Raw genomic sequence first — 23948 nt, forward strand, 5'->3', positions numbered from 1 at the left:
GAGCCGGGGCCCCGCCGACCAATGAACCAAACTAGTGGTGAAAGACCGTGCCCCTGACTGCCCGCAGCCCGGCGGAACACCCCGTCTCAGCTCACCGCGTCACGATCTGATAGGCGCCGGAGCCGCGCGGGATGATGCAGGAGCCCTCGGTCAGCGGCGGCAGAACCCGGGTGATCCCCGGCTCCACCTGCGATTTAACGGCGGCTTCGCAATAGGGCAGGCTCACCCGGTCGATCCCGCGCGAGGACAGGCAGGTCCGGGTCAGCAACGCCCGCCGCTGCGTGTTCGCGTCATAGGTCTCGAAGCGCGGAAACTCCTGATACGCCGGGCGAATTGTGCAATTGCCATTGGCATCGCAGATCTGCCGCTCCGGTATGAAGCGCCCGGGCAGAACGCGCGTCTGGGTGTTGACCGGCGCCTGGTTGAGGGCCTGCAAGGTGCAGGCATCGCGGATACGGTTCACCTCCGCCGTGCTCATCCCCGCGCGGTAGTCGATCTGCTGCACACAGGCGCAGAGCAGCAGCAGAGAGGCCAAGGCGATGAAGGGGCGGGCATGGGTCATGCACAGAGTGTAGCGCATTCTCGGCTCTGGACAATTTGTTTGACCGGGTCATTTGCTTCTGTCATGCGATAGGTTCGGAACGGCGAGAACCCCGGGAGACATGGGATGAAAGTCATCATCTGCGGGGCCGGTCAGGTCGGCTGGCAGATTGCGCGCCACCTGTCGGGCGAAAACAACGATGTCACCGTGGTGGACAACAACCCCGATCTGGTGCGTCGCGCGACCGATACGCTGGACGTGCAGGGCATTGCCGGTTTTGCCTCCTACCCCGACATCCTGGAACGAGCCGGCGCGCGCGATGCCGACATGATCATCGCCGCCACCTATTCGGACGAGGTCAACATGGTGACCTGTCAGGTGGCGCATTCGGTCTTTTCGATCCCGCGCAAGATCGCCCGGCTGCGCGCGCAAAGTTATCTGACCGCAATTTATTCCGACCTCTACCGCCGCGACCACCTGCCGATCGACGTCGTGATCTCCCCGGAAAAGGAGGTGGCCGAGGCCGCGCTGCAACGGCTCTCCGCCCCCGCGGCCTTTGACACGGAGATGTTCCTGAACGGCAAGGTGCAGCTTCTGGGCATCACCATCGACGAGGATTGCCCGGTGGTGAACACGCCGCTGCGGCAGTTGTCGGACCTCTTCTCGACCCTGCGTGTCATCGTCGTGGGGGTTCGCCGCGATGGTCGGCTCTTTGCCCCGGAATCCAACGACCAGATCTTTCCCGGCGACGCGTGTTACCTCTGCGTTGTGACGGAGGACGTGCCGCGCACGCTGGAGGTCTTCGGCAAGACCACACGCACCCAGGAACGTGTCATCATCATCGGCGGCGGCAATGTCGGCCTGGCCGTGGCGCAGCGGCTGGAGAAACAGGGGCGGGGCATCCGCTCCAAGGTGATTGAAAAGGACCGCCGGATCGCCGAACGCGCGGCGGATGAGCTAGAGAGGACCATCGTGCTGAACGGCGATGGTCTGGACAAGGCGCTGCTGGCCGAGGCGGGGGTGAACCGGGCGGATGCGATCCTTTGTGTCACTGATGACGACAAGACCAACATGCTGGCGGCGGTGCGGGCGAAGAACCTGGGCTGTGAGATGTCCATCGCCCTGATCAACGATACCTCCCTCACCACGATGATGAAGCCGCTTGGCATCGACGCACATATCAACCCGCGCCAGACCACCGTGTCCTCGATCCTGCGCCATATCCGGCACGGACGGGTGCGCGGCGTCTATTCAGTGGGCGATGCCGAGGCCGAGGTGATCGAGGCCGAGGTCCTTTCGACCAGCCCGATTGCCGGTCGCCATCTGCGTGACATCGGCTTTCCCGAGGGCGTGCTGATCGGCGCGATCCAGCAGAACGGCAAGGTTGTGAAACCCGACGGCAAGATCAAGATCGAGGCCGGGGACGTGATCCTGATCTTCGCCCTTGCCGATGATGTGCCTGAGGTCGAACGACTGCTTCAGGTCTCCATCGACTATTTCTGATCCGATGCGCCTGCGTCTCATCGATCAACCCCTGTTTCTCGTTGTCGTGGGCTGTGCGGCGCTGTCGATGATGCTGCCCGCTGTCGTGGGCCTCGCGATGGAGGAGTTTCACACCGCGCGCAGCTTCTTCTATGCCGGGCTGCTCGGGCTTATCGCGATCTGGTTGATCGCCCTGGCGCGTGGGCGGACCAGCTGGACCGGGCGCAACACCGATCTCGTGGGTCTTCTGTCGCTCCTCGGGACCTATGCGCTGGTCCCCGTCTACCTGGCGATTCCCTTTCAGGAGAGCATACAGGCCACCAGTTTCCTTAATTCATATCTCGAGATGGTTTCCGCCCTGACCACGACCGGGGCACCGGTGTTCGAGCCCGGGCGGCTGAGCCCGGTGCTGGAGCTGTGGCGCGCGCAGGTCGGCTGGATGGGGGGGCTGCTGATCTGGGTGGCCGCCGCCGCCGTTCTGGCGCCGTTGAACCTGGGCGGGTTCGAGGTGACCTGGGCCGCATCAAGCGGCGGGCCCGACGGGTTCTCCGATCGCTTCAAACGCGCCGACATCATGCGCCGCGTCGCGCGCAGCTTTGTGCAGCTGGCCCCGATCTACACCGTGCTGACCGCTGTGCTCTGCGTGCTGCTGCTGATCAACGGCGACACCGCGCTCGTGGCCCTCTGTCACGCCATGTCGACCATGTCGACCAGCGGGATCACACCCGTCGGCGGGCTGCCGAACGGGGAAAGCGGGATCCCGGGGGAAATGGTCATCTTCCTCTTCCTCGTCTTCGCCCTGTCGCGGGTGAGTTTCACCACCGACACCTCCGTCTCCCGCTTTGGCCTGCATCTGGATCCGGAGCTGCGCATGGGCGCGCTGATCGTGCTGGGCGTGCCGCTGCTGCTGTTCCTGCGCCACTGGATCGCCGCCTTCGAGGTCGACGCGGGCGAGGATCTGGCGCAGGGGCTGCGCGCCTTCTGGGGGGCTCTTTTCACGGTGATGAGTTTCCTGACCACCGCAGGGTTCGAAAGCGCCGAATGGGACGGCGCCCAGGTCTGGTCGGGCCTGGGGACACCGGGGATCATCCTGATGGGGCTGGCGATCATGGGTGGCGGCGTGGCGACCACCGCCGGCGGGGTCAAGCTGATGCGGGTCTTTGCGCTGTACCTCAATGGCTTGCAAGAGATGCAGCGACTGGTTCACCCCAGTTCCGTCTCCGGCATGGGATCGGTCGCCCGGCGGATCGGCAGGCAGGGCGCGCATCACGCCTGGATCTTCTTCATGCTCTTCGCAATTACCCTGGCCGGGTTGATGGCGCTTCTGGCGCTTTTCGGGCAGGATTTCGAGGCGGCGACCATCCTCTCCATCGCCGCATTGACCACCACCGGACCGCTGCTGAGCCTCGGCGGCGAGACCGTACTGCTTCTTGGCGCGCTGGAACCGGAGGCCAAGGTGGTCTTTGCCTTTGGCATGATCGTCGGTCGCCTGGAACTTTTGGCGGTTATTGCCCTTTTGAACCCCGAGTTATGGCGTGCATGACACGAAATTGCGCCATCGTGAAACAATTGGAATTATGGGGCTGGAAATGGGCGATCAGGCGGACCATACTGGGTTCCGCTAGAGGGTAGGCCGCCGTGCGGTCCGGTGAAGAGACAAAAAAAACATAAGGTTCACAAATATGGCTTCCGACAGACAGAACCTGCAGGACGCATTTCTCAATCATGTGCGCAAGACAAAGGTTCCGGTTACCATTTTCCTGATCAATGGTGTCAAACTGCAAGGCGTGATCACGTGGTTCGATAATTTCTGCGTGCTTCTGCGCCGCGATGGTCAGTCGCAACTGGTGTACAAACACGCGATTTCGACAATCATGCCGGCACAACCGATCAGCCTCTATGAAGGTGAAGACAGCAATTGATACCCCATGACAGGCCCGTGACCCGGGCCTGGGTTCTGCATCCCGATCTGAAGTCCGAAGATCGCCGCCACGCGCCCGAAACGGCGCTGGAGGAGGCGGTTGCATTGGCGCATGCGCTCCCCGACCTCGAGGTCCTGGGGGCCAATGTCGTGCGCCTGGCCAAACCTGTGCCTGCAACATTGTTCGGATCGGGCAAGATTGACGAGCTCAAGGCGCAATTTTCCAACCATGATGTTGAACTTGTGCTGGTCGACGGGCCCGTGACCCCGGTGCAGCAGCGCAATCTGGAAAAGAAATGGGGCGTCAAGCTGCTGGACCGGACCGGGCTGATCCTCGAGATCTTTTCGGACCGCGCCCGCACGCGAGAGGGCGTGTTGCAGGTGGAAATGGCCGCGCTGGCCTATCAGCGCACCCGCCTTGTCCGCGCCTGGACGCACCTTGAGCGGCAGCGCGGCGGCCTCGGCTTTGTCGGCGGCCCCGGTGAAACCCAGATCGAGGCCGACCGACGCGCCATCGACGAACAGCTGGTCCGCCTGCGGCGACAGTTGGACAAGGTGGTGAAAACGCGCGAACTGCACCGCACGGCGCGGGCCAAGGTGCCGTTCCCGATCGTTGCCTTCGCGGGCTATACGAACGCCGGAAAGTCCACGCTTTTCAACCGCCTGACCGGGGCGGAGGTCTTCGTCAAGGACATGCTCTTTGCCACGCTGGACCCGACGATGCGCCGCGTGCGTCTGCCCGACAACGGGCCGGAGGTCATCCTGTCCGATACCGTCGGCTTCATCTCCGACCTGCCGACACAGCTGGTCGCGGCCTTCCGCGCCACGCTGGAAGAGGTGCTGGAGGCGGATGTCGTCCTGCATGTGCGGGACATCAGCCATCCGGATACGGAGGCCCAGAAGGAGGATGTGACAGAGATCCTCGAAAACCTCGGGCTCTCCGAAGACATTCCCGTGCTGGAGGTCTGGAACAAGATCGACCGCTTCGACGAGGAGGCGCGCGAGGCCCTGTTGCGCCGGGCGGAGCGGGAGGGGTGCCATCCCATCTCGGCCGTGACCGGTCAGGGGGTCGACGCCCTGCTGTCCGCCATCGAATCCCGGTTGGAGCAGGAACGGACGGTCGACGTCCTGTCCCTGGGTTTTGACGAAGGGCGTCAGCGCGCCTGGCTCTTCGAACAGGGTATCGTGGTCGAGGAGGTGCAGGGTGAGGACGGCTACAGCGTCACCGTGCGCTGGACCCCGAAACAGGCGGCCCAGTTCCGGGCGCTTTGATCCTCAGCCGCCCGCGGCATCCAGACGGGCCATCTGATCCCCGCTCAGCGTCACCTCTGCCGCGCGGATCAGGCTGTCGAGCTGCCGCTCGGAGGTGGCGGAGGCAATGGGCGCGGTTACCCCGGGTTTCTGCCGGAGCCAGGCCAGGGCAATCTCCGCCAGGGCCAGGCCGGTTTCCTCTGCCACCAGATCCATCGCGCCCAGGATCGCCATGCCACGCGTATCCATGTAGCGGCTGATGCTGCGTTCGCCGCGCGGGCCGGTCAGATCATCCTGCGTTCGGTATTTGCCGGTCAGAAATCCGGCGGCGAGGGCGAAATAGGGGATAACCCCGATGTCATGCGCCTGGCAGAAGTCCGCCAGTGGCCCTTCGAAACGCTCACGCGCATAGAGGTTGTATTCAGGCTGCTGCGCGCCGTAGTGCGGCAGCCCTTCCACCGCCTCCGCCGCCGCCATCTGGTCGGCATCGAAGTTCGAGGCACCGATGGCCCGCACCTTGCCCGCCACGATCAGGCGGTCATAGGCGGCCAGCGTTTCCTCATGCGGGGTGGCGTCGTCCGGACGGTGCGAGAAATAGAGGTCGATGCGATCTGTCTGCAACCGGCGCAGCGACGCCTCAACCTCGTCCTCGATCCAGGCGGCCGACAGACCTCCGCCCCCGGGCATGGGCGAGCCGACCTTGGTGATTAGCTGCACCCTGTCGCGCGCGCCCGGCCGGGCGGCGAACCACTTGCCGATGATCGTCTCGCTCTCGCCGCCGCTATGGCCTTCCACCCATCTGGAATAGACATCCGCCGTGTCGATCGTGGTGATCCCGCCCTCGACCATCCTGTCCAGCAGGCGGTGCGAGGCGGCTTCGTCCACTGTCCATCCAAAGACATTGCCGCCAAAGACGAAGGGCGAAATCATCAGGCCTGTGCGGCCAAGGCGTACTGGGGTCATGCTGCGGTCCTCCTGACCCGAGGCTAGTGCATTGATCCGGGGTGCCAAGGGGTTTTGGGGCGACCCCGCGACAAAGCTGGCTTTGTCGCAGCACCGCAGTCTTCGGGATCACGAAGCGCCCCGGTCAGGGCGCAGGCTGGAGGATCGTGATCCCCTCGTTCGCGGCGCGGGCCAGTTCGGTGTCCAGTGACATCGGCACATATTCACCGCGCCGCCAGAGCTGGGCCAGATCGTCGTAATGCTGCGACAGGAAATGCCCCGATTGCCCGGTGGAAATGACGAAGACCGAGGAATTCGGGTCGGCAAAGTCATAGACCCCCCGGAACCCGGCCCCATGGACATTGAGGAAGGGGTTCGGCCCGGTACCCTTGGTCATGCCGCGCAGCAGCGTATTGTCCCCGCCGCTGGTGGATTGCCGGATATTCACGAAGTAGCGCAAGAGCGGCACCTCGCCCAGGATCTGGTGATCGTGGGTCGCCTGATGCGCATCCCCCCACCTCAGGCTTTCCAGCGCGTCGCCATAGCGTTCGTCGATGGTGACCAGAGCATCATCCAGCGCCAGCCGCGCGATGTCGGAACAGCTTTCCACCCGGCTGGACTGCCGGATGTCACACCATGCGGAGGCGCCGTCGATATCGCGATAGACCCTCTCGATGAAGACCGGGTTCACATGGGTGAATTCGGGGGCCAGACGGCCCAGGTCATCCTGGATCAGCCGGGTCTGGAGGGCGCGCAGCCAGGTCGAATAGATCAGCGGTTCCGGCAGATGTTCGTTCATCTCGCCGTTCCAATCCGCCAGCAGCTCCAGCGCGCGCTGGCGCAGACGTTCCGGCGTGCCCTCCGGCGCGGCCTCGCCCGTGTACCACAGGTCCTTGCCGATCAGTGGCAGCAGGGCCCGGGCGGTGAAGGACACCGTATCCAGCTGCGCCTCGACGAAACTGTCGCGCGTATGCACCTGACGTGACTGCATCAGCCGTTTCCAGCGATGCACCCGCTGCGTATCGCCCCAGAGATAGCTCATATGCTCGGGGAAGGGGCGGTCGATCACCTTGTTGTTGGTATTGCCCAAAATGCCGCCTTCGGGATCGCGGAATTCGGGGTTTTTCTCATAGGGCAGATAGCCCTGCCAGCGGTTTTCGGCCAGCCAGCCCTGGGTCGGCAGTCGCCCCTTGGAGGCATGGCCGGGATCGCGGGACGGCATCCGCCCCACGGTCTTCATCGCGATGCGCGACCGGTCAACCAGGGTGATGTTCTGGCTGGGCGCGGTGAAATCGGCCAGCAGCTCGATCGCGGCATCCACGTCCGGGGCGGACATCAGCCGGATGCCAGTGGCGATGGTCCGGTCCTCCGCCTCGAAGGCGGTCCAGGCGACGGAGGCGACATGCCCCGGCGGCGTGATCGTCGCCAGATCGTAATCGGTACCGGCCAACACCGGGCCGTTGTCCGTCCAGCGCAGGGTGATGGTGACCGGGTCCTGCCCCTTGACCCGGATGATGGAGCCGCGCGTCTCGAACTCCTTGAACCCGTCGGGCGTGCGGTATTCGCTCGGGTTCTGGGGGTTGAGCTGTTCGATATAGACGTCCTGATCGTCGAGGTAGGAGGAGGTCAGCGCCCAGCCCAGCCTCTCCGACCGGCCCGACAGCACCGAGGGGATGCCGGGGATCGTGCCGCCGATCACCCCGCCGGAGGCCAGTTCCAGCCGCGCCAGATACCAGATGGCGGGCGCGGAAAAGCCCAGGTGCGGATCATTGGCCAGCAATGTCCCGCCAGCGGCCGAGCGGGCGGGCGCGGCGGCAAAGGCGTTGGAGGCCCCGGCCAGGGCCGTGGGCTTGAAGGGCGAGAGCGGGTGATCGGGCAGTCCCGCGCCTTCGGCGTAGCGGGGCAGCCCCTCGAAGAGGTCGGCGTATTTCGGCAGGGCGGCGATCGGCGCGCCCGGCGCGTCCGGCATGATGTCGCGCAGCCGGTCCGGATCGGGCAGGGCGAGGGAGGTCCGCGCGCGCATCACCTCGTTTGACAGATGGCCCGAAAGTTGCAACGCCATCAGCTTGCCCATGGCCAGGCTGTCCGCCGGGGTCCAGGGGGCCACGGGCGCGTTGAACAGAAACTGCTCCGGCGCGCCACGGCCCAGGGCCTCGGTGTTGATTTCCTCCAGCCGGGCATTCACCCCGCCGGCATAGGCCTTGAGCTTGGCCATGGTTTCCGCGTCCTGGATCTCCACCGACTCGCGGGCGATGGAATAGAGGTCGAACCGGCGCAGCAGCTTGTCGATCTGCAGCGTCCGGGCGCCAAAGACCTCCGACAGGCGGCCCTGCACGGTCCAGCGCATGGTCAGCATCTGCCACAGCCGGTCCTGCGCATGGGCATAGCCAAGGCCGAACAGCACATCTTCGTCCGACGTGCCGAAGATATGCGGCACATTGGCGTTGTCGCGCACGATCTCCACCTGGTCGAGAAGGCCGGGGACCCGCAGCGTCTTGTCATACTCGGGAAGCGAACGGGAGGCGAACCAATAGGCCAGCATCACCGTGATGACCGCCAGGACGACCAGCCCCGATGCGATCCGGAAGAGCCAGAGAAACACCTTGCCCAACATCTGCCCGTCCTTTTTTGCCCGGCCTCTTGCCTTTGCGTCTCTGCCCCGACACAAGCTATAGGACAAGCCGGAAGAGGGGAAAAGACCATGGCAAAAGTCGCATTTCTGGGCCTGGGCGTGATGGGCTATCCGATGGCCGGGCACCTGCAGGCCAAGGGGCATGAGGTAACCGTCTACAATCGCACCACGGCCAAGGCCGAAGCCTGGGTGAAGGAACATGGCGGCGCCATGGCCCCCACGCCGCGCGAGGCCGCCGAGGGCGCCGATTTCGTGATGACCTGTGTCGGCAACGACGATGACCTGCGCGGGGTCTGCACCGGTGCCGACGGCGCCTTTGCCGGCATGGCCGACGGCGCGATCCTGGTCGATCACACTACGGTGTCGGCCGCAGTCACGCGAGAGCTGGCCGCCATCGCTGCGGGCGGCGACCTGGGCTATGTCGATGCGCCGATCTCCGGCGGGCAGGCAGGGGCCGAGAACGGTGCGCTGTCGGTCATGTGCGGCGGCCCGCAGGAGGCCTTTGACATGGCCGCCCCGGTGATCGACGCCTATGCCAAGATCTGCCGCCGCCTGGGCGATACCGGCGCGGGCCAGATCACCAAGATGTGCAACCAGATCGCCATTGCCGGCCTGGTTCAGGGCCTGTCGGAGGCCCTGCATTTCGCCCAGGCCGCCGGCATGGACGGCGAACAGGTGGTCGAGGTCATCTCGCAGGGGGCCGCGGGATCGTGGCAGATGCAGAACCGCTACAAGACCATGCTGGCGGGCGAATACGAACACGGGTTTGCCGTCGACTGGATGCGCAAGGATCTGGGCATCTGCCTGGATACGGCGGATGAGATCGGCGCTTCACTGCCCGTCACGGCGCTGGTCGATCAGTTCTACAAGGACGTACAAAAGATGGGCGGCGGTAGATGGGACACATCCTCGCTGCTCAAGCGGCTGAAACTGCCGGAGTGAGAAAGGTCGCGTCCCGGCCCTCGCGCGGGGATCTCTTTTGGAGTTAACCCGATTTGTCCCGGCCTCGTGCCGGGACCTAGGGGACGCAGTCACCGGACCATTCGGCCTTGGATTGGACCAGCGGGGTCCCGGCGCAAGGCCGGGACATCTGACCGTGGGGCGAATTGGCTGCTGTCCCGGCCCCCGCGCCGGGATCTCTGATGGAGAGAGACACGGGCGGGGTCCCGGCGCGAGGCCGGGACTCGAACCGTTACCAGGTGTCCACGAAACCACGTGAACCCTTGCGGGTCACCGGCGCCGCCAGCGCCGCATTGGCGATCCAGCGGCGGGTGTCCATCGGGTCGATCACCGCGTCGATCTCTGTCCCCATGGCGTAGTTGAGCGCCTTGCCCACGTCGTAGAAATTCGCCAGCAACTTGTCGAAGAGCGCCTGTTTCGCCTCCGGATCACTCTCCGCCTCCAGCTCCTTGCGGTAGCCCAGGTGCACCGCGCCCTCCAAACCCATGCCACCAAATTCGCCGGTCGGCCAGGACACGGTCAGCGCCGATTGCTTGAACGCGCCCGCCACCATGGCCATGGCGCCCAGCCCGTAACCCTTGCGCAGCACGACGGAGTAAAGCGGCACGGTCATCGCGGCGCCGGTGACGAACATGCGGCAGACATGGCGGACAAGGGCGGTCTTTTCCGCCTCCGGCCCGACCATGAAACCCGGCGTGTCGCAAAGCGACAGGACCGGCAGGCCATGCGCCTCGCAAAGCTGCAGGAAGCGCGAGGCCTTGTCGGCCGCATCCGCATCAATCGCCCCGCCCAGGTGTCTGGGATTGTTGGCAAAGACGCCGTAGGGCTTGCCCTCGATCCGGATCAGGGCGGTGACCATGCCCGCGCCCCAGCCCCCGCGCAGCTCCAGCACTGATCCCGCATCGGCCAGCGCGGCGATCACATCGCGGATCTCGTAGACCCGCAGCCGGTTCTCCGGCACGACGCGGCGCAGCAGGCGCTGGTCCGGCGCGGTCCAGTCGGCCACCGGACCCTGGAAGTAGGAGAGATACTGCCTGGCGACCGCGCAGGCCTCTGCCTCGTCCCTGACGCGAATATCGACCACGCCATTGGCCCATTGCACGTCGATCGGGCCGACATCCTCGGGCTTGTAGACTCCCAGACCGCCGCCCTCGATCATCGCGGGGCCGGCCATGCCGATATTGCTGTTCTCGGTCGCGATCACCACGTCGCAGCAGCCCAGAAGCGCGGCGTTCCCTGCAAAACACCGGCCCGCGACAACGCCCACCACCGGCACCTTGCCCGACAGTTTGGCAAAGGTGGCAAAGCTGGGACCGTCGAGGCCCGAAACCGTCGTCTTGTCGGTATCCCCCGGCCGTCCGCCGCCGCCCTCGGCGAAGAACACCATGGGCAGGGCGTGATCCTCGGCCAGCTTGAAGATCCGGTCGAGCTTGCGGTGATGTCTCAGCCCCTGTGTGCCCGCCAACACGGTGTAATCGCCAAGCGCGAAGGCACAGCGCGCCCCGTCGCCGAACTGCGCCCCGTTGACCATGCCGGTGCCGGTCAGGATGCCGTCGCCGGAGGTGTTGCGGATCAGATCCTCCATCGAGCGGCGGCGCAGCTGTGCGGCAATCGCCAGTTCGCCGTATTCGTTGAAGGTCCCCGGATCGCAGAGATCGGCCAGGTTCTCCCGCGCGGTGCGCAGGCCCAGGGCATGTCGTTTGGCGACCTTTTCGGGTTTTGCCGCGTCCTGTCCCAGGGCCAGTCGGTCGAACAGCTCCTGCAGGTCGGGGCGTACTTCGTCCAGATCGACCTCCGCGTCCTCCTCCTGCGCCGCGTCCGGGCCGACGCCGGGGGCGATCGACAGGATCGGCGCGGCGGGCATCAGCGTGTCGCCGACCGCCGCAAGCACCGTGCCGATCATGCCGGAGCAGGGCGCCTCGATCGTATGCTCCATCTTCATGGCTTCCAGAACGGCGACGATCTGACCCTTGGCGACCGTATCTCCGGCGTTGACCCGCAACTCGATCACCGTGGCCTGCATGGGGGCGGGCAGGGCGACCTCCCCCTCAGGCAGATCGGCGGTGGCGGCATGGGCCTTGGCCGCGCTGACCTCGCCAAAGGTGGCGCGCGGCATATCGGCGGCGGCCTCTGCCAATTCACCCGCCTTGGCCTCGATGGTGCGGGTGGCGACGGAATAGTCGCGCATCTCCTCGCGCCGCAGCAGGGCGCGCAGCCAGGGCAGGGTGGTCTCGACCCCCTCGATCCGGAACTCCGCCAGGGCCCGTTCTGTGCGGGTCAGGGCCGAGGCATAATCTTCCCCCCGCGCGATCACCTTGGCCAAGAGCGAGTCGTAGAAGCCCGAAGTGGGATAGCCCGAATAGCCGAAACCATCGACACGGATACCCGGCCCGGCCGGCGGGTCATAGGCCGCCAGCACCCCGCCGGAGGGCATGACGGCCCCGTCCGCCCCGATGGTTTCCATATTCACCCGGGCCTGCACCGCATAGCCCCGCGCCTCTGTCGGCAGGGCGAGATCGGCGATCCGCGCCCCGTTCGCGACCTGCAATTGCAGCGCCACGAGATCAACGTCATAGATCGCCTCGGTGATCGTATGTTCCACCTGGATGCGCGGGTTGGCCTCGATGAAGAAGACCTCCTGTGTCGCCAGATCGAGCAGGAATTCAAACGTCCCGAGGCTGCGGTATTGCCCCGCCTCGGCCATGCGGCGGGCGTGATCGTGCAGACGGCGGCGTATGGTGTCGTCGAGGAAAGGGGCAGGCGCAATCTCGATGACCTTCTGATGGCGGCGCTGCAGGGTGCAATCCCGCTCCCCCAGCACGGCGATCCCGCCAGCGCCATCGCCCAGGATCTGCACCTCCACATGCCGCGCCGCGTCGATGAACCGCTCCGCATAGACCGCGCCGTCGCCAAAGGCCGCCTCCGCCTCGCGCGCGGCATCGGCCACGCCGTCGGCGACCTCGCTTGCCTTACGGACAACGCGCATGCCCCGTCCACCGCCGCCCGCCACGGCCTTGATCACCATGGCCGCGTCCTCGGGCAGGGTGTCAAAGAATGCCGCCGCCCCCGCCGCATCCACCGGATCGGCGGTGCCCGGCACGGTCGGCACACCGCAGTCCTGCGCCAGTTTCCGCGCCGCGACCTTGTCACCGTAGAGGGTAAGCTGCTCCGGCGTAGGCCCGATGAACCGCACTCCGGCAGCCTCCACTGCCTGGGCAAACGCGGCGCTTTCGCTCAGAAACCCATAGCCCGGGTGAATGGCATCGGCCCCGGCGCGCGCGGCGGCCTCCAGCACCTGGGGGATATCGAGATAGGCCTTCACCCCCTGACCCGGCAGCACCTCCGCCCGGTCGGCACGCAAGACATGCAGCGAGGGCTGGTCGTCCTGCGGATGCACTGCGACGCTGGTCAGACCCCTGTCCGCGGCCGTACGGGCGATCCGCAGGGCAATTTCGCCGCGGTTGGCTATGAGCAGGGTCTTGATCGTCATGGGTCGATATCCTCATCTGTCCCGGGCGCATCGCCGCGCGACGGGCCTCCTCCGGGTGTGGGGAAGGTTTCACCATATCCGGGCGGGATCAATGACTTTTACTGACCCGTCGGTAGAAAAATTGTCTCAGTCGTCGTGTGCCGCTCGAATGACACCTGTGATGGACGAGTTTCCGGACCATTCACCCTCAGACTCCCCGGTACGGGTGACAATCGCCCGCGCAGCCTTCACAGTACCCCGACCATCAGACGGCAGGGGCATGGCATGGGCACAGAAATTTCTTCCGGAGTAGGCACCGACGCCGCCTTCACCTTGCGGCTCAATCCGCTGGCCTCTCGCGCCGCGCCCTGGAGCCTCACGCAGGAGGAAATCCTGTCGGACACCGGGCTGACCCTGGCCCGCGAAACCATCTCCGGCTGGCCGGGCTATGCGGAAACGCCGCTGCATGATCTGACGGCCCTGGCGGCGGAAATCGGCGTTGCACAACTGCTCTACAAGGACGAGTCGACGCGCTTTGGCCTGGACAGTTTCAAGGCGCTTGGCGGGGCCTATGCGGTCGCGCGCCTGTTGCGTATCGAAGTGAGCCGCGCCATCGGGCGCGAGGTGTCCATGGCGGAAGTGACCGACCGCGCCTATCCCGAGGAGGCCGCCGCGATCACCGTCTGCTGTGCCACCGATGGCAACCACGGAAGGTCCGTCGCTTGGGGCGCGCAGAACTTCGGCTGCCGCTGTGTGATCTTCATTCACGCGGGCGTCTCCGAAGGGCGCAAGGCGGCAATCGAGGCTTATGGCGCCGAGGTCCGGCGCTGCGACGGCAATTACGACGACAGCGTCCGACTGGCTCAGGAGGTCGCGGCGCGGGACGGCTGGTTCGTGGTCTCCGACACCTCCTACGATGGCTATATGGATGTCCCGCGCGACGTAATGCAGGGTTATGAGGTCATGGCCTCGGAAGCCTTTGACCTGCTGACCGAACCGCCGACGCATCTTTTCCTGCAGACCGGGGTGGGCGGCATGGCCGCCGCCGTTGCCGCGCAGGCCGTGCGGAGATGGGGGGCGGACCGGCCGATGATCGTGCTGTGTGACCCCGACCGCTCCGCCTGCTGGCTGGAGACGATGCGCGCCGGTCACCCGACGGCGGTGGAAGGCGATCTGGATACGATCATGGCGGGTCTCGCCTGCGGCGAGGTCTCTGCCCTGGCCTGGGACATCCTGCGCGATCATGCCGATGCGGTCATCACCCTGACGGATGCGACCGCCGTGGCCGACATGCGCGCGCTGGCGCGTCCCAAGGGGCGCGATCCGGCGATTGTCGCGGGGGAATCCGCCGTTGCGGGCCTCTCGGGGCTGCGCGCCGCCATGGGACATGACGACGCGCGGCAGATGCTGGACCTGGGGCCCGACGCCCGCGTGATGGTCTTCGGCACCGAAGGCGACACCGACCCCGATCTCTACCGCAACCTCGTCGGGGCAAGCGCCGAGGACATCCGCGCCTGATCGCCAATTGCCGACCGGTCGCGTCGCATTCCGTCTGCCAGATGCTTCGACAGTGGCGCATATCCTCCGGAGGGCCAACCCGGCGCGGGCGGCTACCGCGAACACGACATCCTGGTCATCACCGAGGACGGCAACGAAAACATCACCGGCTACCCCCACGGCCCGGTCCGAAGGTGCCGGCCTGCCATCAGTGGACGCCGTGTCGCCCCGCCCCGTCCAGAAAATGAGCACCCGCTGACGGGATGGCGCGCCAGCGCCACAGCCGACCGATGATGACGCGCGGGTGAATTGCAAATTCCCCGCAACAGCTATAAAATTGGACGTTAACAAAGAAGACCAGAGCAGGCATTCGATGATTCATCAGCTCAAGTCGGTATGGCAAGGCTATGTTATGCCGATGCTCCAGCGCCCGGAACGATTGCAGGTGGCAGCCCTGTGCTACCGCACCCGCAAGGGCGCGCGCGAGGTGCTGTTGATCACCAGCCGGGGCACGGGGCGCTGGATCCTGCCCAAGGGCTGGCCGATCAAGGGGCTCGATGCCGCCGGCGCGGCGATGCAGGAGGCCTGGGAAGAGGCCGGTGTCAAGAAGGGCAAAACCGAGCCCGAGGCGATCGGCACCTATACCTACCAGAAGGGCCTGCCCGGCAACTGGAGCATCGCGGTCAAGACCCTTGTCTTCCCGGTGGAGGTGATCGCCCTGGCCAGTGACTTCCCCGAGGTCGACCAGCGCAAACGCCAGTGGTTCTCTCCCGAAGAGGCCGCGGAACGGGTTGATGAACCCGAACTGAAGGCCATCCTGGCCGCCTTCTGATCCGCCACGACCGCCTTTCCGGTTGAGAACCACGCCCATTCCCAATATCCAGTCCCGAACCTAAACGGGAGGCGACCCATGTCGAACAACGATTTCCAGGCAAGACATCTGGAAACCCTTGATCGCGACCTGGGGCGCATGTCGACCCTTGAACAGGCCACGGCCTATGTCGGGCGGCCGCTTGTGGGGATGGGGCTCTCCTTCATTTTCGTCGTCGTGACGGGGCTCGTCGCCACACTGCTGTTCGGCGGCAGCGGCAATACCCTTATCATCGTGCTGGCCGCGGTCTTTGGCGCCTATATGGCGCTGAACATCGGCGCCAATGACGTCGCCAACAACATGGGCCCCGCGGTTGGCGCCAATGCCTTGACCATGGGCGGCGCCATCGCCATCGCTGCCGTCTTCGAAAGCGCCGGGGCGCTGATCGCCGGCGGGGATGTCGTATCGACCATCGCCAAGGGCATCATCGCGCCCAGCACCATGGCCTCCGTCGATGTCTTCATATGGGCGATGATGGCCGCGCTACTGTCCTCCGCGCTCTGGGTCAACCTGGCCACCTGGATCGGCGCGCCGGTCTCCACCACGCATTCCGTGGTCGGCGGGGTGATGGGCGCGGGCATCGCCGCCGCCGGTTTCGGCGCGGTAAGCTGGGGCCAGATGGGCCTGATCGCGGCCAGCTGGGTGATCTCGCCCCTCCTGGGCGGGCTGATCGCGGCGGGGTTTCTGTGGTTCATCAAGGCACGCATCGTCTACCGGGACGACAAGATCGCCTCCGCCCGGGTCTGGGTGCCGGTGCTGGTCGGGGTCATGGCGGGCACCTTTGCCTCCTACCTCGCGATGAAGGGGCTGAAACACCTAATCAAGGTCGATCTCCCGCTCGCGCTGACGATCGGTCTGGCGGTCGGCGTGCTGACATGGCTGATCATGATCCCCGTTACCCGACGCCAGTCCCGGGGGCTTGAGAACCGCAACAAATCGCTCAAGGTCCTTTTCGGCATCCCGCTGATCGTCTCCGCCGCGCTACTCAGCTTTGCGCATGGGGCGAATGACGTGGCCAATGCCGTCGGCCCGCTGGCCGCCATCGTCCAGGCCTCCGCCACCGGGGATTTCACCCATTCCTTCGGCATTCCCGTCTGGGTCATGCTGATCGGCGCCTTCGGGATCTCCTTCGGCCTCTTCCTCTTCGGCCCGCGCCTGATCCGGATCGTCGGCAGCCAGATCACCAAGCTCAACCCGATGCGCGCCTATTGCGTCGCCCTCTCGGCCGCCATCACCGTCATCGTGGCCAGCTGGCTGGGCCTGCCGGTCAGCTCCACCCATATCGCGGTCGGCGCAGTCTTTGGCGTCGGCTTCTTCCGCGAATGGCATTCCGAGCGCCGTATGCGGGCCCTGCGCATGTCAATCCCCGACCGCCCCGCCGTCGCCGCCGAGGAACGACGCCGCCGCAAACTGGTCCGCCGGTCGCACTTCATGACGATTGTCGCCGCCTGGGTCATCACCGTCCCCGCCGCGGCGCTGCTCTCGGCCGTTCTGTTCATCGGTATCAGCTGGATCGCGGGCTGAGGCCACGGTCCGCGCGGCTCGCATCACTGGAAGATGACAAGGCACAATCGCCTAATTGGTGGCTGTCTGCCGTTGATCTACATGGATCAGGAGGGGATTTTGGCTCCGGCGGTAGGGATCGAACCTACGACCAATTGATTAACAGTCAACTGCTCTACCGCTGAGCTACGCCGGAACACGAGGGGGCGTATAGCAACACCGATTCCGCGCGTCCAGAGGCATTCCGTCATAAAATTGCGAAATATTCACCGATGGCTCAGAGCAGGCGGAAGGTGCTGGTGGCGGTCAGCTCGCCCTCCGGGGTGACGCGGCTTTTTCCGGTCAGATCAATGAGGTGCGCCAGCACGTTTCGGGCCGCTGCGGGCAGGAGATTGGGGGAGATGTCGGTATAGACCCGCTCTGCCAGCTGCTGTGCATCGGCAGGGCCCTGGCCGAGCGCGTCAAGGATCGCGGCCTCGCGGCTCATCCTGTGCTCGACCAGCCAGTCGAGCCGCGCATGCGGGGTGTCGATCGCAGGGCCATGACCGGGCAGGTAGCGGTTTGCGGGGCGGGCGCGCAGCTTTCGGCAGCTTTCCATAAACTGGGTCAGGTCGCCGTCTGGCGGCGAAACGATGGAGGTGGACCAGGCCATCACGTGATCGCCGGTGAAGATCGTGCCATAACCTGTGCCCAGATCGCTGTCGAAGGACAGGTGGTTGCAATGATGCCCCGGCGTCCAGAGCGCGGTGAGACGCCAGCCGTCGCCCCCCACCTCCTCGCCATCCGCGAGCGCGCGGTCGGGACGGAAGTCCGTATCCATGCCTTCGCCCCCGCCAAGACCGCCCTGCGCGGCGAGGCGGCGCATGACTTCGGATTGTCCCCGTGTCGCCGGTCCATAGGCCAGGACCGGGGCGCCGGTCGCCTCCGCCAGGGGGCGGGCGAGGGGGGTGTGGTCGCCATGGGCATGTGTGGTGAGGATATGGCTGACATGCTGGTCCGGGCCAAGCGCACCCAGGATCGCCGCCATATGCCGCTCATCCACGGGGCCCGGGTCGATCACGGCAATCCCGGCGCGCTGACCGACGAGATAGGTGTTCGTGCCGCGAAAGGTGAAGGGCGAGGGGTTGTCGCAAAGGATGCGGCGGATGCCGGGGGAGAGCTCCTCCGCCACCTCCGGCGTCGGATTGAACTCGTCGGGGTGGCGCATGGGATCGTCCTGTGTTTCTCTGATCTTGCGATGGATCGGGGGCACCCTAGCGATGGACTTCGACTGGCTCAAACGATATGTGCCCCGCGGCCTGTACGGCCGGGCGGCGCTTATTCTCGTGCTGCCGGTGGTGGTGGTGCAACTGGTCGTCTCGATCATCTTCATCCAGCGCCATTTCGAAGGCGTGACCACGCTGATGACGCGCAGCCTGTCGGACGAGTTGGCCCTGGTCGCCGACACCCCGGCCGGGCAACGCGATGCCCTGGCCGAGGCGCTGAACCTAAAGGTGATCGAGGGCGCGCCGGATCCGGGCGCGGATCTGCGCCGGTGGTATGACCTGTCGGGCGTGTCGGTGATCCGGACCCTGCGCGACCGGCTGCCCGATCTGCAGAGCGTTGAGCTGCCCGACGACTACATCGTGCGGGTCCATCTGGACCGTGACCCCCCGTTGACCATTGAATTCGCCCGCAGTCGGGTGTCGGCGTCCAACCCGCATCAGTTGCTGGTCAACATGGTCTTCTTTGGCGGGCTGATGACCCTGGTCTCCTACCTCTATCTGCGCAATCAACTGCGCCCCATCACCCGCCTCGCCGCGGCGGCGGAGGCCTTCGGCAAAGGCCAGACCGTGCCTTACCGCCCCGGCGGCGCGACGGAGGTGCGCGCGGCTGGGCAGGCCTTCCTCGCCATGCGCAACCGGATCGAACGGCAGATCGAACAGCGCACCCTCATGCTGTCGGGGGTGAGCCATGACCTGCGGACGCCGCTGACACGGCTCAAGCTGGGGCTGTCGATGTTGGAGGATGCGGACCGCGAACCGATGGAGCGGGACGTGGAGGAGATGCAGGGGATGATCGACGAATTCCTGCAGTTCGCCCGCGGCACGGCTTCGGAAACCGTTGAAAAGGTTGATCCGGTTTCCCTGGTCAAGGCGCTGGTCGCGGATGCGGCGCGCAGCGGGGCGGCGGTCACCCTGGCGGAGGCCGACGGGGCAGGGGAGGTCCGCCTGCGCCCCAGGGCGATGCGCCGCGCGGTGGAGAACCTGATTTCCAACGCCGTACGCTATGGCTCGCGCGCGGAGGTGTCATTGCAGATCACCGACAAATCCCTGCGCATCCGGGTCGAAGACGACGGGCCCGGCATCCCCGCCGACCGTCGGGAAGAGGCCCTGCGGCCCTTCGCCCGCCTCGAACCCGCGCGCAACCAGAACCGTGGTTCGGGTGTCGGTCTGGGGCTGGCCATCGCGACGGATATCGCCCGGACCCATGGCGGTGTGCTGCGCCTGGGGCAGTCCGAACGTCTGGGCGGGCTGCAGGCGGACATCGTCCTGGCGCGGTAAGGGCGGGTTTTTCAGAACAAACGGGAAAGGGCACCGCTTTGGCGGCGGGGATGGCAGCCTATGGCCTCGGCTTCGGTGCGGTTGGAGCGACAGGTTCGCGCCTGTCACGACCGGAAAGGCATTTTTGTGAAATCAGATCTCGCGGTTTCCACAACTAAGACGACCAAATAGGATCATATGCACAAAAATGGTCCCGACACGATTTCAGACGTCAGATCAAGTCGCATCCATCCGCACGACGTCAGCCGCGACAGAGCCCCAAATCGGATGCCGCGCCATGGCGCATATTTTCGGTGACGGAGGGGAGAAACAGGCGGAGGTGGTAGGCCCGGCAGGATTTGAACCCGCAACCAAAGCGTTATGAGCGCTCTGCTCTAACCGTTGAGCTACAGGCCCGCCTGTCCCTGGATTAGGCGAGGCTGCGGAAGGGGTCAAGCATTCGAAGCGCTGCACCGACCACGCAGCCCCATTGGTCAGGCCCATTGGCCTTCTGCCGAAACACCCCTAGGCTGCCCCGGACGGAGGAGCCCACATGACCGACATCACCACGACCCGCGTTGGCCGGTTCGAAATTCTGACCATCCCCGATGGCTATGGCCGCGCACCGGGCACGCTGTTCCCGGCCTTTGACCCCGACCGGGCCGTCGCCGCCGCAGCCCAGGCTGGCGAAGATTATGACGGCAAGACCGTCAATGTCCCCATTCATGGCTTTGTCATCCGCGACGGGACAGAGGTCACCATCGTCGATGCCGGCGCGCCAGACGGGTATTCGCCCACGACAGGGGCCTTCATGACCAACCTCGCCAAGGCCGGGGTCGTCCCCGAAGAGGTCACCCGTCTTGCGATGACCCATCTGCACGTGGACCACGTGGGCCAGATGGTCCGCCCGGACGGAAGCAAGACCTTCCCGAACGCCGAACTGGTCTATGGCGCGGGCGACTGGGATCACTTCTTCAATGAAGCGGTCTATGAAAAGACCAAGCCGGGCGGACAGGCCCGAGGCTCCCTTGATGTATCGCGGCGTGCGCTCGCCCCCTATGCCGACCAGAAGCGCGAGATCGCGGGCGAAGTCGAATTCGCGCCCGGCATGACCATGATCCCGCTGCCGGGACATACCCCCGGGCATTCCGGCATTCGCATTGATGATGCGGGCGAGAGCGTGTTGATCTGGGGCGACACGATCCATGCCAATGCGTTCCAGCTGGCCGAACCCGACTGGGGCGTTCTGTTTGACGTCGATCCAGAGGCCGCCATCGCCTCCCGCCGTCGCCTCTTTGCCGAACTGGCGGAAAGCGGGATGCCGGTCCTGGGCCCGCATGTGCCGCAGCCGGGGCCCTGGCGCGTCGAAAAGGCGCCCATAGGATATCGCCTGATCCCGGCCTGAGGCGTGGACAGTCCCGCCGCTCTGGTCTATCGGAGGCGCAACCTTCCGGAGGGCCAGATGAGCAAGATCAAGAACGGCATCACCTATGCAGACGCGGGCGTCGATATCGACGCCGGAAACGAGCTGGTCGAGCGGATCAAACCCGCCGCGAAACGCACCGCCCGCCCCGGCGTGATGTCGGGCCTGGGCGGCTTTGGCGCTCTCTTCGATCTCAAGGGTGCGGGCTATGACGATCCGATCCTCGTCTCCGCGACCGATGGCGTCGGCACCAAGCTGCGCATCGCGATCGACACAGGCAACGTCGACACCATCGGGGTCGACCTGGTGGCCATGTGCGTCAACGATCTGGTCTGCCAGGGGGCGGAGCCGCTGTTTTTCCTCGACTATTTCGCCACCGGCAAACTGAAGCTGGAAGAGGCCACCCGCATCATCGAAGGCATTGCCAAGGGCTGCGAGGACAGCGGTTGTGCCCTGATCGGCGGCGAAACGGCGGAGATGCCCGGCATGTATGCCGAGGATGATTTCGATCTGGCCGGCTTTGCCGTCGGCGCCATGGAACGCGGGCAGGACCTGCCGCGCGCGGTCAAGGCGGGTGATGTGCTGCTCGGCCTCGCCTCCAGTGGCGTGCATTCCAACGGCTACAGCCTGGTGCGCAAGATCGTCGACCGCTCCGGCCTGGGCTGGTCCGATCCGTGTCCCTTCGGCGACGACACCCTGGGCGCGGCGCTGCTGGCCCCGACGACCCTTTACGTCAAGGGCGCGGTGGCGGCGGTCAAGGCGGGCAACGTCCATGCCCTGGCCCATATCACCGGCGGCGGTCTGACCGAAAACCTGCCCCGCGTCCTGCCCGAGGGGACGGGCGCGGAGATCGACCTCGACAGCTGGACGCTGCCCCCGATCTTTGGCTGGCTGTCCGATCAGGGCGGGATCGACCAGGCGGAGATGCTCAAGACCTTCAACTGCGGCATCGGCATGATCGCCGTGGTCCCCGCCGACAAGGTCGCGGCTGCGAAGGCGGAGTTCGAGGCTGCGGGCCATGCGGTCACGCAACTGGGCCAGATCGTCGAAGGGCAGGGGGTCAGCTACCGGGGCACCCTCTTTTGAAGCGAGTTGCCATCCTGATCTCCGGCGGCGGCTCCAACATGGTCCGCCTCGTCGAAAGCATGACAGGCGATCACCCCGCCCGGCCCGTGCTGGTTCTGTCGAATGAAGCAGGGGCAGGCGGGCTGACCAAGGCGGCAGAGATGGGCGTGCCGACCGCCGTCGTCGATCACCGCCCGTTCAAGGGCGACCGGGCGGCATTTGAGGCCGAACTGATCCGCAAGATCGACGCGGCCGAGCCAGATATCCTCTGCCTCGCCGGTTTCATGCGGATTCTGACCGAGGGCTTTACTGCCAATTACGCCGGACGGATGCTGAACATTCACCCCTCGCTCCTGCCGAACTACCGGGGCCTTCACACCCATGCCCGCGCGATCAAGGCCGGGGATACGGAGGCCGGCTGCACCGTGCACGAGGTCACCGCCGAACTGGACGGCGGGCCGATCCTGGGCCAGGCGCGCGTTCCGATCCTGCCCGACGACACGCCCGACACCCTCGCCGCGCGGGTGCTGATTCAGGAACATCGCCTCTACCCCGAGGCTCTGCGCCGCTTTGCCAGCGGGGACCGGGCCCGTTTCGACCTCACGGCGCGGTGACGCCGGGGACCTGCTTTTCTCTCTCCGCCGAATGGCATATCAAACAACAAACGCGCGAATTGCGCCCCCACTCAGGACGAACCTGACCCTATGAAAACGATCACGACGACCGAGGATCTCGCCACCTTTTGCAAGGCCGCTGCGGATCATGATTATGTCACCGTCGATACGGAGTTCCTGCGGGAACGCACTTATTACTCCCAACTCTGCCTGATCCAGCTGGCTATGCCGGGCGAGGATGACGACACGGCCGTTCTGGTCGATCCGCTCTCCGGCACGCTCGACCTGGCGCCGCTCTACGAGCTCTTCCGCGACACAAGCGTGGTCAAGGTCTTCCACGCCGCGCGCCAGGATCTGGAGATCTTCTTTGTCGATGCCGGCGTGATCCCCGAGCCGCTCTTCGACACGCAGGTGGCCGCCATGGTCTGCGGCTTTGGCGAACAGGTCGGCTACGAGACGCTGGTCAAGCGGATCGCGAAGGAGCAGTTGGACAAATCCTCCCGCTTCACCGACTGGTCGCGCCGCCCGCTGACCGACGCGCAAAAGAAATACGCCCTGGCCGATGTGACCCATCTGCGCCGGATCTACGAATACCTGGCCGACAAGCTGAAGAAGCAGAAGCGCGAGGCTTGGGTGGCGGAGGAGTTGAAGATCCTCACCAGCCCCGACACATATGTCGTTCAGCCCGAAGAGGCCTGGCAGCGCGTGCGCACCCGCACCAATTCGCCCCGCTTCCTGGGCATCGTCCAGCAACTGGCCGCGTTCCGCGAAACCTATGCGCAAAGCAACAACATCCCCCGCAACCGGGTCTACAAGGATGATGCGCTGGTCGAACTGGCCTCCACCAAACCGCAAAGCATGAAGGACCTGAGCCGCTCCCGCCTGCTGCTGCGCGAGGCGCGCAAGGGCGACATCGCCGATGGCATCCTCGCCGCGGTCAAGACCGGGATGGAGATGCCGCAGGAGGATCTGCCGCGGCCGGACAATACCAACCAGAAACTGCAGGTGGACCCGGCGCTGGCCGATCTGCTGCGCGTTCTTCTCAAGGCCAAGGCCGACAGCGCCGACGTCGCCCCGCGCCTGATCGCCGCCACCTCGGATCTGGATGCCCTGTCCGCCGGCAAACGCGATATTCAGGCGCTCAGCGGTTGGCGCATGGATGTCTTCGGTCGGGATGCCCTGCGGCTCTGCGAGGGCAAAGTCGGCCTTGCCGCGCGCAAGGGCCGGGTGGAAATCGTCGAGCTTTAGGGGCGGC

18 protein-coding genes and 2 tRNA genes are annotated in these 23948 nt (G+C 65.6%); 13 read left to right on the top strand and 7 right to left on the bottom strand.

What is annotated here, in order from left to right; genetic code table 11:
* Nucleotides 1-91 precede the first annotated feature (91 nt).
* The gene (locus ACFC2Y_RS11400) at nucleotides 92-580 is read right to left on the bottom strand and encodes a hypothetical protein (protein WP_375172948.1); all 489 of its coding nucleotides are present in this window, start codon (nucleotides 578-580) and stop codon (nucleotides 92-94) included.
* 87 nt (nucleotides 581-667) lie between these two features.
* Here ACFC2Y_RS11400 and trkA point away from each other — a divergent pair, with 87 nt between their 5' ends.
* From trkA to hflX, 4 genes are all read left to right on the top strand, one after another.
* A complete protein-coding gene (trkA, locus tag ACFC2Y_RS11405) occupies nucleotides 668-2044 on the top strand; it encodes a Trk system potassium transporter TrkA (protein WP_375172947.1) in 1377 nt (458 codons plus the stop codon).
* Between the two features lie 4 nt (nucleotides 2045-2048).
* Nucleotides 2049-3566: a potassium transporter TrkG gene (locus ACFC2Y_RS11410; protein WP_375172946.1), complete on the top strand. Its 1518-nt coding sequence runs from the start codon at nucleotides 2049-2051 to the stop codon at nucleotides 3564-3566.
* A 139-nt stretch (nucleotides 3567-3705) separates the two neighbouring features.
* Nucleotides 3706-3945, top strand: coding sequence for an RNA chaperone Hfq (hfq, locus tag ACFC2Y_RS11415; protein ID WP_005611588.1), 240 nt, complete (start codon nucleotides 3706-3708; stop codon nucleotides 3943-3945).
* A complete protein-coding gene (hflX, locus tag ACFC2Y_RS11420) occupies nucleotides 3945-5216 on the top strand; it encodes a GTPase HflX (protein ID WP_375173722.1) in 1272 nt (423 codons plus the stop codon). Before hfq ends, hflX begins: the two co-directional genes overlap by 1 nt.
* A gap of 3 nt (nucleotides 5217-5219) precedes the next feature.
* On the opposite strand, the gene ACFC2Y_RS11425 is transcribed toward hflX, so the two are convergent.
* Both ACFC2Y_RS11425 and ACFC2Y_RS11430 read right to left on the bottom strand, forming a co-directional pair.
* Complete coding sequence (locus ACFC2Y_RS11425) at nucleotides 5220-6158, bottom strand: aldo/keto reductase (RefSeq protein WP_375172945.1); 939 nt, start codon at nucleotides 6156-6158, stop codon at nucleotides 5220-5222.
* A gap of 124 nt (nucleotides 6159-6282) precedes the next feature.
* Nucleotides 6283-8751 carry a penicillin acylase family protein gene (locus ACFC2Y_RS11430; RefSeq protein WP_375172944.1) on the bottom strand — a complete coding sequence of 823 codons (2469 nt, stop codon included), beginning with the start codon at nucleotides 8749-8751 and terminating at the stop codon, nucleotides 6283-6285.
* A gap of 87 nt (nucleotides 8752-8838) precedes the next feature.
* Here ACFC2Y_RS11430 and ACFC2Y_RS11435 point away from each other — a divergent pair, with 87 nt between their 5' ends.
* The gene (locus ACFC2Y_RS11435) at nucleotides 8839-9711 is read left to right on the top strand and encodes an NAD(P)-dependent oxidoreductase (protein WP_375172943.1); all 873 of its coding nucleotides are present in this window, start codon (nucleotides 8839-8841) and stop codon (nucleotides 9709-9711) included.
* A 250-nt stretch (nucleotides 9712-9961) separates the two neighbouring features.
* On the opposite strand, the gene ACFC2Y_RS11440 is transcribed toward ACFC2Y_RS11435, so the two are convergent.
* Nucleotides 9962-13219: a carboxyl transferase domain-containing protein gene (locus ACFC2Y_RS11440; RefSeq protein WP_375172942.1), complete on the bottom strand. Its 3258-nt coding sequence runs from the start codon at nucleotides 13217-13219 to the stop codon at nucleotides 9962-9964.
* Between the two features lie 264 nt (nucleotides 13220-13483).
* On the opposite strand from ACFC2Y_RS11440, the gene ACFC2Y_RS11445 reads away from it, so the two are divergent.
* The 3 genes from ACFC2Y_RS11445 to ACFC2Y_RS11455 all read left to right on the top strand — a co-directional run bounded on the left by ACFC2Y_RS11445 (nucleotide 13484) and on the right by ACFC2Y_RS11455 (nucleotide 17090).
* The gene (locus tag ACFC2Y_RS11445) at nucleotides 13484-14716 is read left to right on the top strand and encodes a diaminopropionate ammonia-lyase (protein WP_375172941.1); all 1233 of its coding nucleotides are present in this window, start codon (nucleotides 13484-13486) and stop codon (nucleotides 14714-14716) included.
* 352 nt (nucleotides 14717-15068) lie between these two features.
* Entirely contained in the window at nucleotides 15069-15527 is a 459-nt protein-coding gene (locus ACFC2Y_RS11450) for an NUDIX hydrolase (RefSeq protein WP_375172940.1), read from the top strand.
* Nucleotides 15528-15605: 78 nt separating this feature from the next.
* Nucleotides 15606-17090 carry an inorganic phosphate transporter gene (locus tag ACFC2Y_RS11455; RefSeq protein WP_375172939.1) on the top strand — a complete coding sequence of 495 codons (1485 nt, stop codon included), beginning with the start codon at nucleotides 15606-15608 and terminating at the stop codon, nucleotides 17088-17090.
* Nucleotides 17091-17190: 100 nt separating this feature from the next.
* Here the strand turns inward: ACFC2Y_RS11455 and ACFC2Y_RS11460 are convergent.
* Both ACFC2Y_RS11460 and ACFC2Y_RS11465 read right to left on the bottom strand, forming a co-directional pair.
* Nucleotides 17191-17265: transfer RNA gene (locus ACFC2Y_RS11460), tRNA-Asn, on the bottom strand.
* 81 nt (nucleotides 17266-17346) lie between these two features.
* Nucleotides 17347-18276 carry an MBL fold metallo-hydrolase gene (locus ACFC2Y_RS11465; protein ID WP_375172938.1) on the bottom strand — a complete coding sequence of 310 codons (930 nt, stop codon included), beginning with the start codon at nucleotides 18274-18276 and terminating at the stop codon, nucleotides 17347-17349.
* A 52-nt stretch (nucleotides 18277-18328) separates the two neighbouring features.
* Here ACFC2Y_RS11465 and ACFC2Y_RS11470 point away from each other — a divergent pair, with 52 nt between their 5' ends.
* The gene (locus ACFC2Y_RS11470) at nucleotides 18329-19612 is read left to right on the top strand and encodes an ATP-binding protein (protein ID WP_375172937.1); all 1284 of its coding nucleotides are present in this window, start codon (nucleotides 18329-18331) and stop codon (nucleotides 19610-19612) included.
* Between the two features lie 320 nt (nucleotides 19613-19932).
* On the opposite strand, the gene ACFC2Y_RS11475 is transcribed toward ACFC2Y_RS11470, so the two are convergent.
* Nucleotides 19933-20008, bottom strand: a tRNA-Ile gene (locus tag ACFC2Y_RS11475).
* 136 nt (nucleotides 20009-20144) lie between these two features.
* On the opposite strand from ACFC2Y_RS11475, the gene ACFC2Y_RS11480 reads away from it, so the two are divergent.
* From ACFC2Y_RS11480 to rnd, 4 genes are all read left to right on the top strand, one after another.
* Nucleotides 20145-20996, top strand: a complete 852-nt coding sequence (locus ACFC2Y_RS11480; protein WP_375172936.1) for an MBL fold metallo-hydrolase — start codon at nucleotides 20145-20147, stop codon at nucleotides 20994-20996.
* A 57-nt stretch (nucleotides 20997-21053) separates the two neighbouring features.
* A complete protein-coding gene (purM, locus tag ACFC2Y_RS11485; protein ID WP_375172935.1) occupies nucleotides 21054-22100 on the top strand; it encodes a phosphoribosylformylglycinamidine cyclo-ligase in 1047 nt (348 codons plus the stop codon).
* Entirely contained in the window at nucleotides 22097-22693 is a 597-nt protein-coding gene (purN, locus tag ACFC2Y_RS11490; RefSeq protein ID WP_375172934.1) for a phosphoribosylglycinamide formyltransferase, read from the top strand. Before purM ends, purN begins: the two co-directional genes overlap by 4 nt.
* A 90-nt stretch (nucleotides 22694-22783) precedes the next feature.
* Entirely contained in the window at nucleotides 22784-23941 is a 1158-nt protein-coding gene (gene rnd / locus ACFC2Y_RS11495) for a ribonuclease D (protein WP_375172933.1), read from the top strand.
* Nucleotides 23942-23948: the final 7 nt, after the last annotated feature.

Origin of the sequence: Pseudooceanicola sp. (assembly GCF_041987405.1) — a bacterium.
Taxonomy (GTDB): Bacteria; Pseudomonadota; Alphaproteobacteria; order Rhodobacterales; family Rhodobacteraceae; genus Pseudooceanicola.

What these genes read in the sequence shown, in the direction of transcription:
- ACFC2Y_RS11400 (WP_375172948.1), bottom strand. Translation starts at nt 580, where the DNA reads ATGCGCTACACTCTGTGCATGACCCATGCCCGCCCCTTCATCGCCTTG.
- trkA (WP_375172947.1), top strand. Translation starts at nt 668, where the DNA reads ATGAAAGTCATCATCTGCGGGGCCGGTCAGGTCGGCTGGCAGATTGCG.
- ACFC2Y_RS11410 (WP_375172946.1), top strand. Translation starts at nt 2,049, where the DNA reads ATGCGCCTGCGTCTCATCGATCAACCCCTGTTTCTCGTTGTCGTGGGC.
- hfq (WP_005611588.1), top strand. Translation starts at nt 3,706, where the DNA reads ATGGCTTCCGACAGACAGAACCTGCAGGACGCATTTCTCAATCATGTG.
- ACFC2Y_RS11425 (WP_375172945.1), bottom strand. Translation starts at nt 6,158, where the DNA reads ATGACCCCAGTACGCCTTGGCCGCACAGGCCTGATGATTTCGCCCTTC.
- ACFC2Y_RS11430 (WP_375172944.1), bottom strand. Translation starts at nt 8,751, where the DNA reads ATGTTGGGCAAGGTGTTTCTCTGGCTCTTCCGGATCGCATCGGGGCTG.
- ACFC2Y_RS11435 (WP_375172943.1), top strand. Translation starts at nt 8,839, where the DNA reads ATGGCAAAAGTCGCATTTCTGGGCCTGGGCGTGATGGGCTATCCGATG.
- ACFC2Y_RS11440 (WP_375172942.1), bottom strand. Translation starts at nt 13,219, where the DNA reads ATGACGATCAAGACCCTGCTCATAGCCAACCGCGGCGAAATTGCCCTG.
- ACFC2Y_RS11445 (WP_375172941.1), top strand. Translation starts at nt 13,484, where the DNA reads ATGGGCACAGAAATTTCTTCCGGAGTAGGCACCGACGCCGCCTTCACC.
- ACFC2Y_RS11450 (WP_375172940.1), top strand. Translation starts at nt 15,069, where the DNA reads ATGATTCATCAGCTCAAGTCGGTATGGCAAGGCTATGTTATGCCGATG.
- ACFC2Y_RS11455 (WP_375172939.1), top strand. Translation starts at nt 15,606, where the DNA reads ATGTCGAACAACGATTTCCAGGCAAGACATCTGGAAACCCTTGATCGC.
- ACFC2Y_RS11465 (WP_375172938.1), bottom strand. Translation starts at nt 18,276, where the DNA reads ATGCGCCACCCCGACGAGTTCAATCCGACGCCGGAGGTGGCGGAGGAG.
- ACFC2Y_RS11470 (WP_375172937.1), top strand. Translation starts at nt 18,329, where the DNA reads ATGGACTTCGACTGGCTCAAACGATATGTGCCCCGCGGCCTGTACGGC.
- ACFC2Y_RS11480 (WP_375172936.1), top strand. Translation starts at nt 20,145, where the DNA reads ATGACCGACATCACCACGACCCGCGTTGGCCGGTTCGAAATTCTGACC.
- purM (WP_375172935.1), top strand. Translation starts at nt 21,054, where the DNA reads ATGAGCAAGATCAAGAACGGCATCACCTATGCAGACGCGGGCGTCGAT.
- rnd (WP_375172933.1), top strand. Translation starts at nt 22,784, where the DNA reads ATGAAAACGATCACGACGACCGAGGATCTCGCCACCTTTTGCAAGGCC.